A 14,967-nucleotide genomic window follows, 5' to 3' on the forward strand; every position below is an offset into this window, starting at 1 on the left:
TCGATCAAGCGGGGACCACCATGAGCGACATCCTCACCATAGCCGACCTCAAGGACCTGGCGCGCCGCAAGGTGCCGAAGATGTTCTTCGACTACGCCGATTCCGGCGCCTGGACCGAGAGCACCTACCGCGCCAACGAAGAGGATTTCGGCAAGATAAAATTCCGCCAGCGCGTGCTGGTCGACATGAGCAACCGCTCGCTGGAATCGACCATGATCGGCCAGAAGGTGTCGATGCCGGTGGCGCTCGCCCCGACCGGGCTGACCGGCATGCAGCATGCCGACGGCGAGATGCTGGCGGCGCAGGCGGCGGAGGAGTTCGGCGTGCCGTTCACGCTGTCGACCATGAGCATCTGCTCTATCGAAGACGTGGCTTCGGTGACCAAGAAGCCGTTCTGGTTCCAGCTTTACGTGCTGCGCGACAAGGATTTCGTGCTCAACCTCATCGACCGTGCCAAGGCGGCGAAGTGCTCGGCGCTGGTGCTGACGCTCGACCTTCAGGTCCTCGGCCAGCGCCACAAGGATGTGCGCAACGGACTATCGGCGCCGCCCAAGATGACGCTCGCCAACATCATCGACCTGGCCATCAAGCCGCGCTGGTGCCTGGGCATCGCCGGCACGCCGCGCCGAACCTTTCGCAACATCGTCGGCCACGCCAAGGGCGTCGGCGACGTCTCTTCACTGTCGTCCTGGACGACGGAGCAATTCGATCCGAAGCTTTCGTGGAAGGACGTCGCCTGGATCAAGGAGCGCTGGGGCGGCAAGCTGATCCTGAAGGGCATCCTCGACAAGGAGGACGCGCTGATGGCGGCCGAGACCGGCGCCGACGCCATTGTCGTGTCGAACCATGGCGGGCGGCAGCTCGACGGCGCCCCTTCTTCGATCTCGGTGCTGGAAGAGATCGCCGATGCGGTCGGCGACAGGATCGAGGTGCATATGGACGGCGGCATCCGCTCGGGCCAGGACGTGCTCAAGGCACTCTGCCTCGGCGCCAAGGGCACCTATATCGGCCGGCCCTTCCTTTACGGGCTCGGCGCGATGGGCAAGGCGGGCGTCACCAAGGCGCTGGAGATCATCCGCAAGGAAATGGACATCACACTGGCACTGTGCGGCAAGCGGCTGGTGACCGACATGGGCAAAGACCAGTTGCGGCGCTAGGGCCTTATTCATCGATCCGCCCTAGTTTCCCGTGATGACCGACACGGGAAGACGCCAGCCTTGACTGAGACCGGCATCCATTTTCTCGACGCGCGCGGGCCTGACGGCATGCGGCTCTATGCGATCGGCGACGTGCATGGCCGTCACGACCTTCTCGCCGCCATGCACCGCCGTATCGAGAGCGAGCTGGAACACGCGCCAAAGTCCGATTGGCGCATCATCCATCTCGGCGACTATGTCGACCGCGGGCCGGACTCGAAAAGCGTCATCGAATTCCTGATCGAGGCGCGGAGGCGTGATCCCCGCAACATCATGCTTGCCGGCAACCACGACATCGGCATGCTCGATTTCCTTGCCAAACCCGATCCGGATGGCTTGTTCATGCGCTATGGCGGCGTCCAGACCGCGGCGTCATATGGGGTGAAGCTCTCGACCGGCAGCAGCTGGTTCGGCAGGTCGGACGAGGCGCTGGCGCACGGCAACGCAGCATTGGTCGAAGCGGTGCCGCAAACCCATATCGACTTCCTGCGCTCGCTGTCCTTTTCGGTGACCTTCGGCGACTTCTTCTTCTGTCATGCCGGCATCAGGCCCGGCATTCCGCTGGAAAGCCAGAGTCCGCTGGACCTGATCTGGATTCGCGACGCCTTCCACGACTACCCCGGCCTTTATCCGAAGGTGATCGTGCACGGGCACACACCGGTGCCGGAGGCCGAGGTGATGGCCAACCGCGTCAATGTCGACACGCTCGCCTGGCAGTCGGGAATGCTGAGCGCGCTCGCCGTGAACGGCGCTGAAAAGCGTATCCTGATGGTCGAGGGAAAGGCGTTCTAGCCATGATCCGACTGTGGGACCAGCTTTCCGTTTGTCGGGAAGGATCAGGCTTTAGCGAAGCGCGGCGGTGACGCCGTAGCCGTCGACGGCCTGATGATTGTTGGCCGCGTCGGCGGAATAAATGCCGAGGCCGCACACGACGATGGCAGACAGCATTACAAAGGACAAAAGCGCTGCTTTCACGGACGTCATCTCTGGTTAAGCTTTCTGCATCTGTGCACGAGGCGGTTACCAATGCGTTGAAACGATAAAATGCGTCTCAATGTTTCGACGATTTCGCGCTTCTAGGCAGATTCTGTATCGCCGGTGTGTCGCCTGGATCACACAGAAGGTTCATGGCGGTTGCACGGACGATACAGGGCGGGCGCCTTCTAGGATGGCGGGCGCGCACAAGCCAAGAATGAACAGGGGTTTTCCCCAGGCGGAACTGCCGCGGCGTGCCAATTATGTCACGCCTGACGCACGAGCGGTGCGATGATCAGATCGTCGCCACCCAGGCGCGGGCAATCGCCAGGCCGGCGGTGTCGGCGTCCGGCCCGTTGCGGGCTATCTCGTCATCGAGCTTGCCGGCCCAGTCGGGATGGCGGTCGGCGATCAGCGATGCGAAGGAGGTGCTCCAGTCGCGCACCAGCGGGCGATCCGCCTCGAAATGGAACTGGAACCCATAGACGGCGCGGCCGATGCGAAAGGCCTGGTTCGCCGCGACATCATTGCCGGCGAGCCGCACTGCTTTCTCAGGCAGGTCGAACGTGTCGTCGTGCCACTGGAAGATCGGAAAGTCTTCCGGCAGGGCGCCGAGCACCGGATCGGCCTTGGCTGCAGCCGTCAGCGACACGCCGCGCCAGCCGAATTCAACCGCAGCGCCGATGTGGTTCTCGGCGCCGAAGGCGCGGGCGACGAGCTGGCCGCCGAGGCAGATGCCGAGCACCGACCGGTCCTTGCCGGCGAAATCGCGCGTCAATTCGAGCAAGGCGGGAAAATAGGGATAGTCGTCGTCGGCCAGCGCATTCTGACCGCCGCCCAGCACCACCATGGCGTCGTGCCCGTTCGCGTCCCGCGGCAGCGGATCGCCCAGATAGGGGCGGCGCAGGTCGAGCTCGGCGCCGGCCTCGCCGAGAGCGGCGCCGACCTGGCCGAGGCCGGTATTGTCGTAGTTCTGGACCACCAGCACCCGCATCTAGAAATCCTGCTGACATGAAAATGCTGGGGCGAGCGATATCATGCCGCCTGCATTTCAGCCAAGCTGCGTGCCGGAGAGAAAGCTATGCCACTGCAGAACCGGGTCGATCCGTTCGGCGCCATCCATGCCGTGCCCGAGCGCGGCCTGTTCACCGGCAATCGCGGCATCATCCATGACCCCGAGACAAAAACGCTTCTGAGGAAGCGCTGGGCCTTGCCGGCCTGGATCATCTGCGTCTGCGGGTTCCGCGACGTGCGACGCGAGCCGATGGGCCGCAATCGTACCGGTGGCAAGGCCGGCTGGACCGAGCTGTTCTTCCTCGACGAGGTGACGGCCCTGGCCGCCGGCCACCGGCCCTGCTTCTTCTGCCGGCGCGAGCGGGCGACCGATTTCGTGCGCCGCTTCGGCGAGGCGTTCAACGTCGCCGAGCCGCGCGCGCCGATGGTCGACAAGCGATTGCACAGGGAACGACTGGCCTCGGGTGGGCGGCCGCCGGCCGTCACGGTCGCCGAGCTTGGCGGCTTGCCGGAGGGGGTGATGATCGCTGACGGTGACACCGCCTATGCGCTCCGCGCCGGCAAGGCGCTCGAATGGTCGTTCGGGGGCTATGCCGATCCTATTCCATTCAATCGCCTCGCCGGACGACCGCTGCGGCTACTCACGCCAGCCACAAGTGTTTGGGTGCTGAGGCAAGGCTACGCGCCGGTCTGGCACCCATCCGCCGATACTTGACGGCAACGCTGCCCTCGCCCATTGCTCGGCCATGCGCCCCAATTACAAGATGCAGCGGCTGTTCGTGCCGGATGATCTCGGGCCGGGCTTCGAATTCGATGCCGGTCAGCAGCAAAGCCATTACCTCGCGCATGTGCTGCGGCTCGGCGAGGGCGCCGAAGTTCTTCTTTTCAACGGCCGCGACGGCGAATGGTCGGCGGCGATCGCCGCCAAAACCAAGAAGGCCGTCGGCCTCAAGGTGCTTTCCCTGCAGCGGCCGCAGCCGCCGTTGCCCGATCTCGTCTATTGCTTCGCGCCACTGAAGCAGGGCCGGCTCGACTATCTGGTGCAGAAGGCGGTGGAGATGGGCGCCGGCATCCTGCAACCGGTTATCACCCAGCACACGCAAGTGGCCAAGCCCAGCATCGAGCGGCTGCGCGCAAATGTCGTCGAAGCGGCTGAGCAATGCGGCATCCTGGCCGTGCCGGACGTGCGCGAGGTGGAGAAGCTGGAGCGGCTGCTCGGCGGCTGGGACAAGGAACGGCGGCTGATCTTCTGCGACGAGGATGCCTCGACCAACAATCCGCTGCCGGGCTTGCAGAAGGTAAGTGAGAAAAAACTCGCGCTGCTGGTCGGGCCGGAGGGCGGATTTTCCGACGACGAGCGCAAGATGCTGAGGGCATTGCCCTTCGTCACCGCCATCCCGCTCGGACCGCGCATCCTGCGCGCCGATACGGCGGCGGTCGCGGCACTTGCGGTGATGCAGGCGACGATCGGCGATTGGTGAGGGCTCTTTCCTTTTCCCCTTGTGGCTCGCCCATCCTCCGGACCCCGCAGGGGGAGACGGGGAGAACCCGCACCAGATCAATTCCACTTGACCTCTGGCTCAGGATTTTTCGCTTGATCGGCTACTGACATTTCGTCCATCTAGCGCCCGGCGGCGAGAAGGCTGCTGCGGAGGGCTGAACCATGGCGCGCGACACAACCGATTTCCAGCCTATCGAGGGCATCGACGAACTCGTCGGCTACCTGGCTGCGGGCAACAAGCCGCGCGACAAATGGCGGATCGGCACCGAGCACGAGAAATTCCCCTTCTATGTCGACGGCAACGCGCCAGTGCCCTATGGCGGCGAGCGCGGCATCCGCGCCATCTTGGAGGGCATGCAGGAGAAGCTCGGCTGGGATCCGATCATGGATGCGGGCCGCATCATCGGCCTGGTCGAGCCGACCGGCCAGGGCGCGATCTCGCTGGAGCCCGGCGGGCAGTTCGAGCTCTCCGGCGCGCCGTTGGAGACGATCCATCAGACCTGCCGCGAGGGCAACGCGCATCTGGCGCAGGTGCGCGAGATCGCCGAGCCGCTCGGCATCCGCTTCCTCGGCCTCGGCGGCAGCCCGAAATGGTCGCTGGCCGAGACGCCGAAAATGCCGAAGTCGCGCTATGAGATCATGACCCGCTACATGCCGAAGGTCGGCTCCAAGGGCCTCGACATGATGTACCGCACCTGCACGATCCAGGTGAATCTCGACTTCGAGAGCGAGACAGACATGCGCCGCAAGATGCAGGTGTCGCTGAAGCTGCAGCCGCTGTCGACGGCGCTGTTCGCCAACTCGCCCTTCACCGAGAGCCGGCCGAACGGACTGCAGAGCTGGCGCGGCGATATCTGGCGCGACACCGACAACCAGCGCTCCGGCATGCTGGAATTCTGCTTTGCGCCGGATTTCGGCTTCGCCGACTATGTCGAATGGGCGCTCGACGTGCCGATGTATTTCGTCATCCGCGACGGGCATTATCACGACATGACGCGCTTCACCTTTCGTCAGTTCATGGCGGGCGCCGCCCGCAACGAGGTTCCCGAGGGGCTGCCGACCATGGGCGACTGGGCAAACCACCTGTCGACGCTGTTCCCGGATGTGCGGCTGAAGCGCTTCCTCGAAATGCGCGGCGCCGATGGCGGGCCGTGGCGGCGCATCTGCGCCCTGCCGGCTTTCTGGGTCGGGCTGCTCTATGACGCGCAGGCGCTGGACGCCGCCGAGGCGCTAACCTCGAGCTGGACCTACCAGGAGGCGCTGGCCATGCGCAACGCGGTGCCGGAGCACGGCATTGCGGCGCCGTTCCGCAACGCCACCTTGCGCGACGTCTCCCGCGACGTGCTTGCCATCGCGCGCATGGGGCTGAAGAACCGCGCCCGCAAGAACCGCGACGGCTATGACGAAACCTCTTTCCTCAACACGCTCGACGAGGTCGTGGCGCGCGGCACCACCAGCGCGGAGGAGATGCTGTCGGCCTACCACACGCGCTGGGGCGGTTCGATCGAGCCGGTGTTCATGGAATATGCCTATTAACCGACCGACTTCCGCTTGACGGTGGCGCGGCAAATGCCGCTTCTATCGGTGATCGAAACGAACTAGGCTCTCCGCAACCGTCTTGTGGAGGAAAACCCATGCCTTCCCTATTCGACATCTTTGCGCAGGCCCAGAACGGCAGTGGCATGCAGGCGCTCGCCCAGCAATTCGGCCTCTCACAGCAGCAGGCGCAAGCCGCCGTTGAAGCGTTGCTGCCGGCCTTCTCGCAAGGGCTGCAGCGCAATACGGCCGATCCTTACGGGATGGGCGCCTTCATGACGGCGATGGCGAGCGGCCAGCATGCCAAATATTTCGAGGACGCGACCCGAGCCTTCTCGCCGCAAGGCATCAATGAAGGCAACGGCATTCTCGGTCACCTGTTCGGTTCGAAGGACCTGTCGCGGGCCGTCGCTGCCCAAGCCGCGCAGGCGACCGGACTCAGCCAGCAGGTGCTGCAGCAGATGCTGCCTGCCATGGCCTCGATGATGATGGGCGGATTGTTCAAGCAAACCAACAATCAAATGCAGGCCGCCGGCGGCTTCGGCGGCGGCAACCCCCTCGGCGAGATCATCGGGGAGATGATGCGGCAGGCCGGCGGTGGTTCGCCGGCGCCGCAACCGGCACCCAATCCCTATGGCGACAATCCGCTCGGCAAGGTGCTGCAGGATATGTTCGGCGGCGGCGCGCAGCAGCCGCAGAGCCAGCCGCAGCAGGCGCCCAATCCATATGGCGACAACCCGCTTGGCAAAGTGCTGCAAGACATGTTTGGCGGCGCCGCGCAGCAGCCACAGGGCCGGCCGCAGCAAACCCAGCCGCAGCAGACGCAAAGCCCCTATGGCGACAGCCCGCTCGGCAAGGTCTTCGAGGAGATGCTGCGCCAGGGCGGCGGCGGGTTCGGACTGCCCGGCGGACAGCCGGCGCCGCAGCAGCAGCCGCAACAACGCCAACCGCAACAGAGTGAGCCGCCGCAGACCAATCCAAGCGGCCGGCCGAGGAACCCGTTCGACGATATTTTCGGCCAGATGTTCGAGACCGGCGCGCAGCAGCGCGACGACTATCAGAAAGGTATGGAGACCATCTTCGACCAGTTCAAACGTGGCATGGACCGGCGGTAAGGTCCCCTCGCCGACAATGCGATCGTCATCCTGGGCGTAGCAAGTAGCGAAGCGACGCGGTGCAGACCCTGGGATCCTGTGACGTCGAAGCGTCGCCGCGGCGCAGATTCTGCCCCGCTGCATTCCTTGGCTGAGGTCACAGGATCCTTGGGTCTTCGCTTCGCTACGCCCAAGGATGACGAAGCTGAAAAAAAATGCCCGGTCCTTTAAGGGAACCGGGCAATGTGCAGGCAGGCCGGCGGGGAACCGGCAGGGAGTGTGGGAGCCTGCATGAAGCTTGGTCGCGCTTAACCTTGAAAAGGTTCAAGGCGACCGAAAGGTGCGAGCGCCGAAGCCGGTCAGGCTACCTTGCGGGCAATATCCTCGATCGTGTCGGCGCGCTCGTCGGCAATCGCACGCAGCTTCGCCGTCGGATCGCGGCCAAAGGGCAAGCCGATGGCGACATGAAGGTCCGCGCGCGTCAGGCCGATGTCGGCAAGCTCGGCATCCGACATCTCGCCGAGGCGATAGAAGGCGCGGCGGTTTTTCCAGGCGCGATAGGCGTTGGCGAGAGCATTGACCACACGCGTCGCAACGGCCGGACGCGTGGTGATGCGCGGGGTCTCGGTGGCGAATTCGATCGCGGCCATGTCAGTCTCTCCTTCGGGACAGAGCGGACGAAACCAGTCGACCGGCGCCTGGGAGCAAGCGCCGTTCCGGTTCCGATACACATGCCTTCATGTGGATGATGCGAATATGCCATCGCGCGATTGATTAATCCAACGAATGTTTCTAATCTTTAGCATCAACATCAATGATGGATTGGACCGATGAAAGCGCCGCTCGATCTCGATCATTTGCAGACCTTCATCTCGATCGCCGATACCGGAAGCTTCACTCGCGCTGCGGAGGAAGTGCACCGGACACAGTCGGCGGTGTCGATGCAGATGCGCCGGCTGGAGGAGCGGATCGGCAAGCCGCTGTTCGAGAAGGACGGGCGCACCAACAAGCTGACCGAGGAAGGCGACAGGCTGCTCTCTTATGCAAGGCGGCTCATTTTCCTCAACCGCGAGACGCTCGCCGCCTTCGACGACCAGCGGCTCGAAGGCACGATCCGCATCGGCACGCCGGACGACTATGCCGACCGCTTCCTGCCCGAGATCATGGCGCGCTTCTCGCGCTCCAACCCGCGCGTCGAGCTAACCGTGATCTGCGAGCCGACGCCGGGGCTGGTCGAGCACATCAAGCGCGGCAATCTCGACATTGCGCTGGTGACGCACAACGACACGCGCGGTCAGTCGGAAGTGGTGCGGCGCGAGCCGCTTTTGTGGGTCACCTCGGCCAACCATGCCACGCATGAGCAGGAAATCCTGCCGATGGCGTTCGGCCGGCCGAACTGCATCTGGCGGCGCGCAGCCGTCGATGTGCTCGACCGGCAGAACCGCGAGTATCGTGTGCTCTTCTCCAGCTTCTCGGCAACCGTGATCACCGCCGCCGTGCTTTCCGGCCTCGCTATCTCGGTGCTGCCGGAATGCGCGCTCAGGCCCGGCATGCGCGTGCTTGGCGAAGCCGACGGGTTCGGCGCGCTGCCGGATTGCCGCATCGGCATCATGCGCGGCCAGACCTCGCAGCCGGAGATCGTCGACGCGCTCGCACGCCACATCGCGGAAAGCCTGGACAACATTTCCGTGCCGGTCAGCGAAGAGACGGGAAGCTTCGATTTCGCCGCACTCGCCTTCACCAAGATGAAGCGGACCAAGGCAAACCAGATCCTGCCTGGCTGGTAGGGGTCAGGCGCGCGCGGCGGAGCGCTCCGGAACGGCGGAGGGCAGACCCGGCAACGCCAGCAGTTGGCCCGGTTCCAAAGGCGGCGACAGAAGATAGCCCTGCAATTGGTTGCAGCCCATGCCGACCAGCAGGGTTTTCTGCTCGTCGGTTTCGACGCCCTCGGCCGTCACTTCCACCTTCAGCGCCAGCGCAAGCTCGATCAGCGCCTTGACGATCGCGGCGGCGCTTCTGTCCTCATCGAGCAGTCGGATGAAGGAGCGATCGATCTTCAACTTGTCGATGGCCTGGCGGCGCAGATAGCTCAGCGAGGAATAGCCGGTGCCGAAATCGTCGAGCACGATGCGGACGCCGGATTGGCGCAGGGCGGTGATCACCGCGCCGATCGTTTCGTTGTGTTCGAGAAGCACGCTTTCGGTGGTCTCGAGCTGCAGGCGGGCCGGATCGAGCCCGGTTTCCTTCAGGATAGACGCGATCTGTTCGGCAAAACCGGCATCGCGCAACTGCATCGGCGAGATGTTGACGGCGATCCAGGGCAGCTCGGTCCCGACGGCAAAGCGGCACGCCTCCGACAGCGCCCATTTGCCGAGCTCGCCGATCAGGCCGCGCTCTTCGGCGATGGCGATGAATTGCGCCGCTGGCAAGGCGCCATGCACCTCGTGGCTCCAGCGGATCAGGGCCTCGGCGCCGAGAATCCTGCGGCCGTCGGTCGCGAAGACAGGCTGATAGGCGAGCTTTATGCCGCCGCCCCCGGTCAGCGCCTTGCGCAGCTCGGCCTCGACCTTGCGCTTGCGCAGCAAAAGGTCGTCCATGTCGCCGGCAAAGACCTGATAACGGCCGCGGCCGTTCTTCTTGGCTTCGTAAAGCGCGATGTCGGCCTTGCGCAGCAGGTCATCCGCGTCCGTCTCCGGCCCGGCCGACAGCGCGATGCCGATGCTGGCGCTGACGAAGACCTGGTCGTCGATCAGCTTGAATGGCTCGCACAGCCTCTGCAGCAGCCGGTCGGCGACATCCTCCGCGCTTCTGATGTCTGGGACGTCCAGCAGGATGACGGCGAATTCGTCGCCGCCAAGCCGCGCCACGGTGTCGACCTCGCGGATGGTTTTTCTCAGCCGCGCCGCCGTCTGCCTGACAAGCTCGTCGCCGGCCGGATGGCCGAGCGTGTCGTTGACATGCTTGAACCGGTCGAGATCGAGATAAAGCAGCGCCACCCTCGCCGCGTCGTGGCTGGCGAACAACAGCGTGCGCCGCAAACGGTCCTCGAACAGAGCCCTGTTGGGCAGGCCGGTGAGCGTGTCGTGGAAGGCGAGATATTGCGCCTCATCCTGGCTGGTCTGCAGCGCGGACGAGGCGCGGCGGAGCCTGCGCAGCAGGAAGGCCAGAACGCCGGCCGCCACAAGCAGCGCGATCGCCAGCGCCGGCGTCATCTTGCGCACCAGGGTGAGACCGGGCCGCTCCTGATCCCAGCCGACATAGCCGAGGATGACGCCGCGGGAATCGACCAGCGGAACCGCCGCGGCGCCGACCGGCTGCGACAGCGGCACAAGGCGCGCGCCCTCGAGCAGGTATTTTTCGGCAATCTTGTTGATCACAGCGTTGGTGATGAACTCCACCGAAACATGCAGATATTCGGTGCCGGGCGCCTGGGTGACCCGGTCCGAACTGGGCAACAGCGGCATGACGCTCAGGATCGCCGGCTGGCCGCCAAGCGACACCAGGTCCTGCGCGACCATCTTGGCCGGCTGGCCCGAAGCATCGTCCTTCGGCGGCTGGGCCAGCATGCCGCGCAGTTTCTCGATGGCGGGAAGCACCACCGGCTCGTCCTCGCCATAGGCGGACGGATCGCCCACCTTGCCTTCCTTCATGGCGTGGATGGGGTGATTGGCGGCGTCGAGAATGTAGACCCGGTTGTGACCATAATAGGTGTACATCCAGACGCTGAGGTTCTCCTCAATCCAGGTCCGGTTACCGGCCTTCACATTGATGATCGCGTCATCCCAGACCGTAATGCTTTCCTGTTCACGTTGAACAGACGCAATCCGATCCTTCAGACCGTCGGCGATGAACAACTTCTGGCGTTCGAGCGAGGCATTGTCGGTCTGGGCCGCCGCGAAGAAGCCGAAGCCGACGACCATGGCCAGCGCGAAGACGGCAAGCGTCAGCACGGTCAGCGTGACCTGGTGCGTCAATGGGCTGCTGTTGGTGCGTTGGCTCATACGTCCCCGGCCGGATTTACTGCCGCCAACTCAAAGCAAATCCGGCTTAAGATCGCGTTATAATATTAGCGAGATTACCTGCTGCCTTGACGCGGCCCGATAAGCGTTCCCCAATCGGGCGATGAGCGAAGCAGGAACCGAATCACGCAGCAACGCCACCGAATATACGGTGAGCGAGATTTCCGGCGCGCTGAAGCGCACGGTCGAGGACGCCTTCGGCAATGTGCGGGTGCGCGGCGAGATTTCCGGCTATCGCGGTCCGCACTCCTCCGGCCACGCCTATTTCGCCCTGAAGGACGACCGCGCGCGGCTCGACGCCGTGGTCTGGAAGACCACGATGAGCCGCCTGAAATTCCGCCCCGAGGAAGGGATGGAGGTAATCGCCACCGGCAGGCTGACGACCTATCCGGGAAAATCCAACTACCAGATCGTCATCGACAATCTGGAGCCGGCGGGCGCCGGCGCGCTGATGGCGCTGCTGGAGGAACGCAAGCGCCGGCTGCAAGCGGAAGGCCTGTTCGATTCCGGCCGCAAGCGGCGCCTGCCGTTCATGCCGAAGGTCATCGGCGTCGTGACGTCGCCGACAGGCTCGGTGATCCGCGACATCATCCATCGCATCAAGGACCGGTTTCCGCTCACTGTGCTGGTCTGGCCGGTGAGGGTCCAGGGCGAGACGACGGCCAGGGAAGTGACCGCAGCCGTCAACGGCTTCAACGCGCTTACCTGGGACGGCGCCATCCGCCAGCCCGATCTTCTGATTGTGGCGCGCGGCGGCGGCAGCCTCGAGGACCTTTGGGGCTTCAACGACGAAGGGCTGGCGCGCGCCGTCGCGGCCTCGCGCATTCCGGTGATCTCGGCCGTCGGCCATGAAACGGACTGGACGCTGATCGACTTCGTCGCCGACATGCGCGCGCCGACGCCGACGGGCGCCGCCGAGATCGCGGTGCCGGTCAAGGCCGAGCTCGAGGCCACGCTGGCAAGTCTCGGCGCGCGGCTCAATGCCTGCGCCTCGCGGCATCTCGATCGCAAGCGCCAGGCGGTGCGCGCCGCGGCGCGCGCGCTCCCCTCGCCCGACCAGTTGCTGGCGCTGCCGCGCCGCCGCTTCGACGAGGCGACGAGCCGGCTCAGCCGTGGCCTGACAGTGAGCATCGAGCGCAAGCGCGCGAGGCTGGGCGGGCAGCGGCTGACGCCGGCGACCTTGTCGCGCCGCCTCAACGAGACGCGCACCCTGACGGGCCGCGACATTGCCCGCGCACGCGCCGCCTTCTTCGCCATCGTGCGTGAGCGGCGAGCGCGCTTTCAGCGTACGTCGGCGAGACTGTCGCCGGCACCGATCGCCAGGCGGCAGAAAGCTCAGGCCGATGCGCTGGCCGGATTGACACGAAGGCAGGACCAGGCGCTGGCGCGGCAGATCGACAGGCTGCGTGCGGCGCTGACCCAGGCCGACCGGCTGCTCGCCACGCTGTCGCATAAGGCAGTGCTGGCGCGCGGCTTCGCGCTGGTCAAGGATGCCGACGGCGCCGTCATCAAGCGGGTGGCTGAGCTGGCGCCGGGTGCCGCGCTGCAGCTGGAATTCGCCGACGGCAATGCCGAGGCCATCGCCACCAGCGGCGGGGCGCGGCCGAAGCTCGCCGCCAAGCACCCGGCCAAGACCAAGGAGCCTGGCAACCAGGGCTCGCTATTCTGAGGACGGGATGAGCACCGACAACCCACATCTTCGCACGCTATCGGGCAAGCCGCGCCTGCGCTCGTTCAACATCGCATTGGACGGCACGCCCGGCCGCTTCAACGCCATCACCGACGTGCCGGGTGTTGCGGTCGGCTACACGACGCTGATTGCCGGCGACGGCCCGCTCCAGGTCGGCACCGGCCCGGTGCGCACCGGCGTGACCGCTATCTTGCCCAGGCCGCGAGGCGAGCTTGCAACGCCGGTGTTTGCCGGCATGTTCAGCCAGAACGGCAATGGCGAGTTGACCGGCGCGCACATCATCGAGGAGACCGGCGCCTTCAACCTGCCGGTCACCATCACCAACACGCATTCCTGCGGCCTCACCCGCGACGGCACGCTGCGCTGGATGAGCCAAGTGCTGCCGGCGGCGCTCGACAGCGCCTGGGGCCTGCCGGTGGCGGCGGAGACCTATGACGGCTTCCTCAACGACATCAACGGCCATCATGTGAGCTTCGACCATGTCGTCGCCGCGCTCGACAGTGCTGTCGGCGGCGCCATGGAGGAAGGCAGCGTCGGCGGCGGCACCGGCATGATCTCGTTCGGCTTCAAGGCCGGGTCCGGCACCGCCTCGCGCATCGTCGATTGGCAGGACAGCCGCTACACGCTCGGCGTGTTCGTGCAGGCCAATTTCGGCAGGCGGCATAATTTCACCGTTCGCGGCCGTCGCGTCGGACCGGAGCTGGTTGAGCCGGCGATCTGCGAAGCCACGCCGCGCGCCGAAAAGGGCTCGATCATCGCCGTGGTCGCCACCGACGCGCCGTTCCTGCCGCACCAGATGAAGCGGCTGGCCAGGCGGGTGCCGCTCGGCATCGCCATAACCGGCGGCTACGGCTACCACAGCTCGGGCGACATTTTTCTCGCCTTCTCGACCGCCAATCCCGAGGCCGCGCTGGGGGCTTCAGGTCGTGTCGCGCGCGCGGAGTTCATCCCGGATGTCGATATCGATCCGTTCTTCGATGCTGTCGTGCAAGGAGTGGAGGAGGCGATCCTCAACGCGCTGGTCGCCAATGAGGACATGACCGGGCGCGACGGCAATTTCGTGCCGGCGCTGCCAAAGGAATGGCTGAAGAATAGGTTCGGCTAATTCGGAGGCGCAGAAGTTCTGATAGGTCGAATGTGGGTCGCATCCCTTGGCGATTAGCCGAAACGTCCCCACCATCGTCATCCTTGGGCGAAGTTGGGAAAAGACGCGCCCGGCCAGCGCAGATATTCTACGACTTGTCGGCCTTCGTTTCGCGCTCGCTCTCTTCGGCGACTTCCTCAAGCCGCGAGGCGATCAGCTCCTGGATGTCGCCGACTTCTTCCTGAATGTCTTCCAGAAGGATGCCTTCCTCGGCGGCCTTGGCGCAGCACTCCTTGGCGAGGGTTTCGGCCTGCTTCTCGATCTTGGCCGGCGAATGCTGGCATTGGACCTTCTCGCCGATCCATCCGCGCAAGAACTCGATCGCGTGTTCGCTCATACTGCTTCTTCCCTAGCGGCAATGCCGGTTGGTAGTCATGAACGCCCCCATCCCGCTAAAGGATGCATGCTCCATTCGAGCCGAGTCGGCCTCGACGGGCAAGATGCCTTGCCCAGGTCCGCACAGCCGAAGGAGTGGAAAGGTTCGAGGAGCACGTTCAGATCGTTGGGGATGATGATGCTTGGCCAGGACCGTCAAAGATCCGCTCTGTTGTTTCTGCTTGCTTTTTCCCGGCTTTTCAGACCGATTTCCGTCACAACACGCAACGCATTCACGGCGATCTCGCAGGCGCGCCATAGGGGCGAGAAACCGAAAGCCGCCGGTATATAGTGATATCCCCACGCAATGTCGACTCCGCTCGCCGTCCTGCTACTTTCCGCCGCGTCAGCCGGAGCAGGCAACCGTCGGACAACAAACACATCGTCGCGTCGTCAGGCACAGACGCGATGGCGTCATTGGCC

The 14,967-nt window shown here is 64.8% G+C and carries 14 protein-coding genes; 9 read left to right on the plus strand and 5 right to left on the minus strand.

The features are described 5' to 3' along the window. The first annotated feature begins 20 nt into the window (after positions 1-20). Positions 21-1,157 (plus strand): alpha-hydroxy acid oxidase, encoded by a 1,137-nt coding sequence (locus tag EH240_RS10575; RefSeq protein ID WP_124997886.1) that lies wholly within the window; start codon positions 21-23, stop codon positions 1,155-1,157. A 60-nt stretch (positions 1,158-1,217) separates the two neighbouring features. Beyond that, entirely contained in the window at positions 1,218-1,988 is a 771-nt protein-coding gene (locus EH240_RS10580; RefSeq protein WP_124997888.1) for a metallophosphoesterase, read from the plus strand. Between the two features lie 51 nt (positions 1,989-2,039). On the opposite strand, the gene EH240_RS39625 is transcribed toward EH240_RS10580, so the two are convergent. Both EH240_RS39625 and EH240_RS10590 read right to left on the minus strand, forming a co-directional pair. After that, positions 2,040-2,171, minus strand: coding sequence for a hypothetical protein (locus EH240_RS39625; protein WP_275955501.1), 132 nt, complete (start codon positions 2,169-2,171; stop codon positions 2,040-2,042). 295 nt (positions 2,172-2,466) lie between these two features. Beyond that, complete coding sequence (locus EH240_RS10590; protein ID WP_124997892.1) at positions 2,467-3,165, minus strand: type 1 glutamine amidotransferase; 699 nt, start codon at positions 3,163-3,165, stop codon at positions 2,467-2,469. An 87-nt stretch (positions 3,166-3,252) separates the two neighbouring features. Here EH240_RS10590 and EH240_RS10595 point away from each other — a divergent pair, with 87 nt between their 5' ends. From EH240_RS10595 to EH240_RS10610, 4 genes are all read left to right on the plus strand, one after another. Next, positions 3,253-3,900: a hypothetical protein gene (locus EH240_RS10595; RefSeq protein WP_124997894.1), complete on the plus strand. Its 648-nt coding sequence runs from the start codon at positions 3,253-3,255 to the stop codon at positions 3,898-3,900. A gap of 31 nt (positions 3,901-3,931) precedes the next feature. After that, on the plus strand, positions 3,932-4,666 hold the full coding sequence (locus tag EH240_RS10600) for a 16S rRNA (uracil(1498)-N(3))-methyltransferase (RefSeq protein ID WP_124997896.1): 735 nt from the start codon (positions 3,932-3,934) through the stop codon (positions 4,664-4,666). Positions 4,667-4,848: 182 nt separating this feature from the next. Continuing rightward, the gene (locus tag EH240_RS10605) at positions 4,849-6,222 is read left to right on the plus strand and encodes a glutamate--cysteine ligase (protein ID WP_124997898.1); all 1,374 of its coding nucleotides are present in this window, start codon (positions 4,849-4,851) and stop codon (positions 6,220-6,222) included. 98 nt (positions 6,223-6,320) lie between these two features. Beyond that, complete coding sequence (locus tag EH240_RS10610) at positions 6,321-7,337, plus strand: DUF937 domain-containing protein (RefSeq protein ID WP_124997900.1); 1,017 nt, start codon at positions 6,321-6,323, stop codon at positions 7,335-7,337. 338 nt (positions 7,338-7,675) lie between these two features. On the opposite strand, the gene EH240_RS10615 is transcribed toward EH240_RS10610, so the two are convergent. Next, positions 7,676-7,966, minus strand: a complete 291-nt coding sequence (locus EH240_RS10615) for a DUF1127 domain-containing protein (protein WP_124997902.1) — start codon at positions 7,964-7,966, stop codon at positions 7,676-7,678. Positions 7,967-8,146: 180 nt separating this feature from the next. Between EH240_RS10615 and EH240_RS10620 the strand changes: the two genes are divergently transcribed. Continuing rightward, a complete protein-coding gene (locus tag EH240_RS10620; RefSeq protein ID WP_124997904.1) occupies positions 8,147-9,103 on the plus strand; it encodes a LysR substrate-binding domain-containing protein in 957 nt (318 codons plus the stop codon). A gap of 3 nt (positions 9,104-9,106) precedes the next feature. On the opposite strand, the gene EH240_RS10625 is transcribed toward EH240_RS10620, so the two are convergent. After that, on the minus strand, positions 9,107-11,317 hold the full coding sequence (locus tag EH240_RS10625; protein ID WP_124997905.1) for a bifunctional diguanylate cyclase/phosphodiesterase: 2,211 nt from the start codon (positions 11,315-11,317) through the stop codon (positions 9,107-9,109). 121 nt (positions 11,318-11,438) lie between these two features. Here EH240_RS10625 and xseA point away from each other — a divergent pair, with 121 nt between their 5' ends. Both xseA and EH240_RS10635 read left to right on the plus strand, forming a co-directional pair. Next, complete coding sequence (gene xseA, locus EH240_RS10630) at positions 11,439-13,004, plus strand: exodeoxyribonuclease VII large subunit (protein WP_124997907.1); 1,566 nt, start codon at positions 11,439-11,441, stop codon at positions 13,002-13,004. A 7-nt stretch (positions 13,005-13,011) separates the two neighbouring features. After that, positions 13,012-14,130: a DmpA family aminopeptidase gene (locus EH240_RS10635; protein ID WP_124997909.1), complete on the plus strand. Its 1,119-nt coding sequence runs from the start codon at positions 13,012-13,014 to the stop codon at positions 14,128-14,130. A gap of 127 nt (positions 14,131-14,257) precedes the next feature. On the opposite strand, the gene EH240_RS10640 is transcribed toward EH240_RS10635, so the two are convergent. Then, a complete protein-coding gene (locus EH240_RS10640; RefSeq protein ID WP_124997911.1) occupies positions 14,258-14,506 on the minus strand; it encodes a DUF768 domain-containing protein in 249 nt (82 codons plus the stop codon). Between the last annotated feature and the right edge of the window lie 461 nt (positions 14,507-14,967).

The sequence above is a fragment of the Mesorhizobium tamadayense genome (assembly GCF_003863365.1).
Classification (GTDB): domain Bacteria; phylum Pseudomonadota; class Alphaproteobacteria; order Rhizobiales; family Rhizobiaceae; genus Mesorhizobium; species Mesorhizobium tamadayense.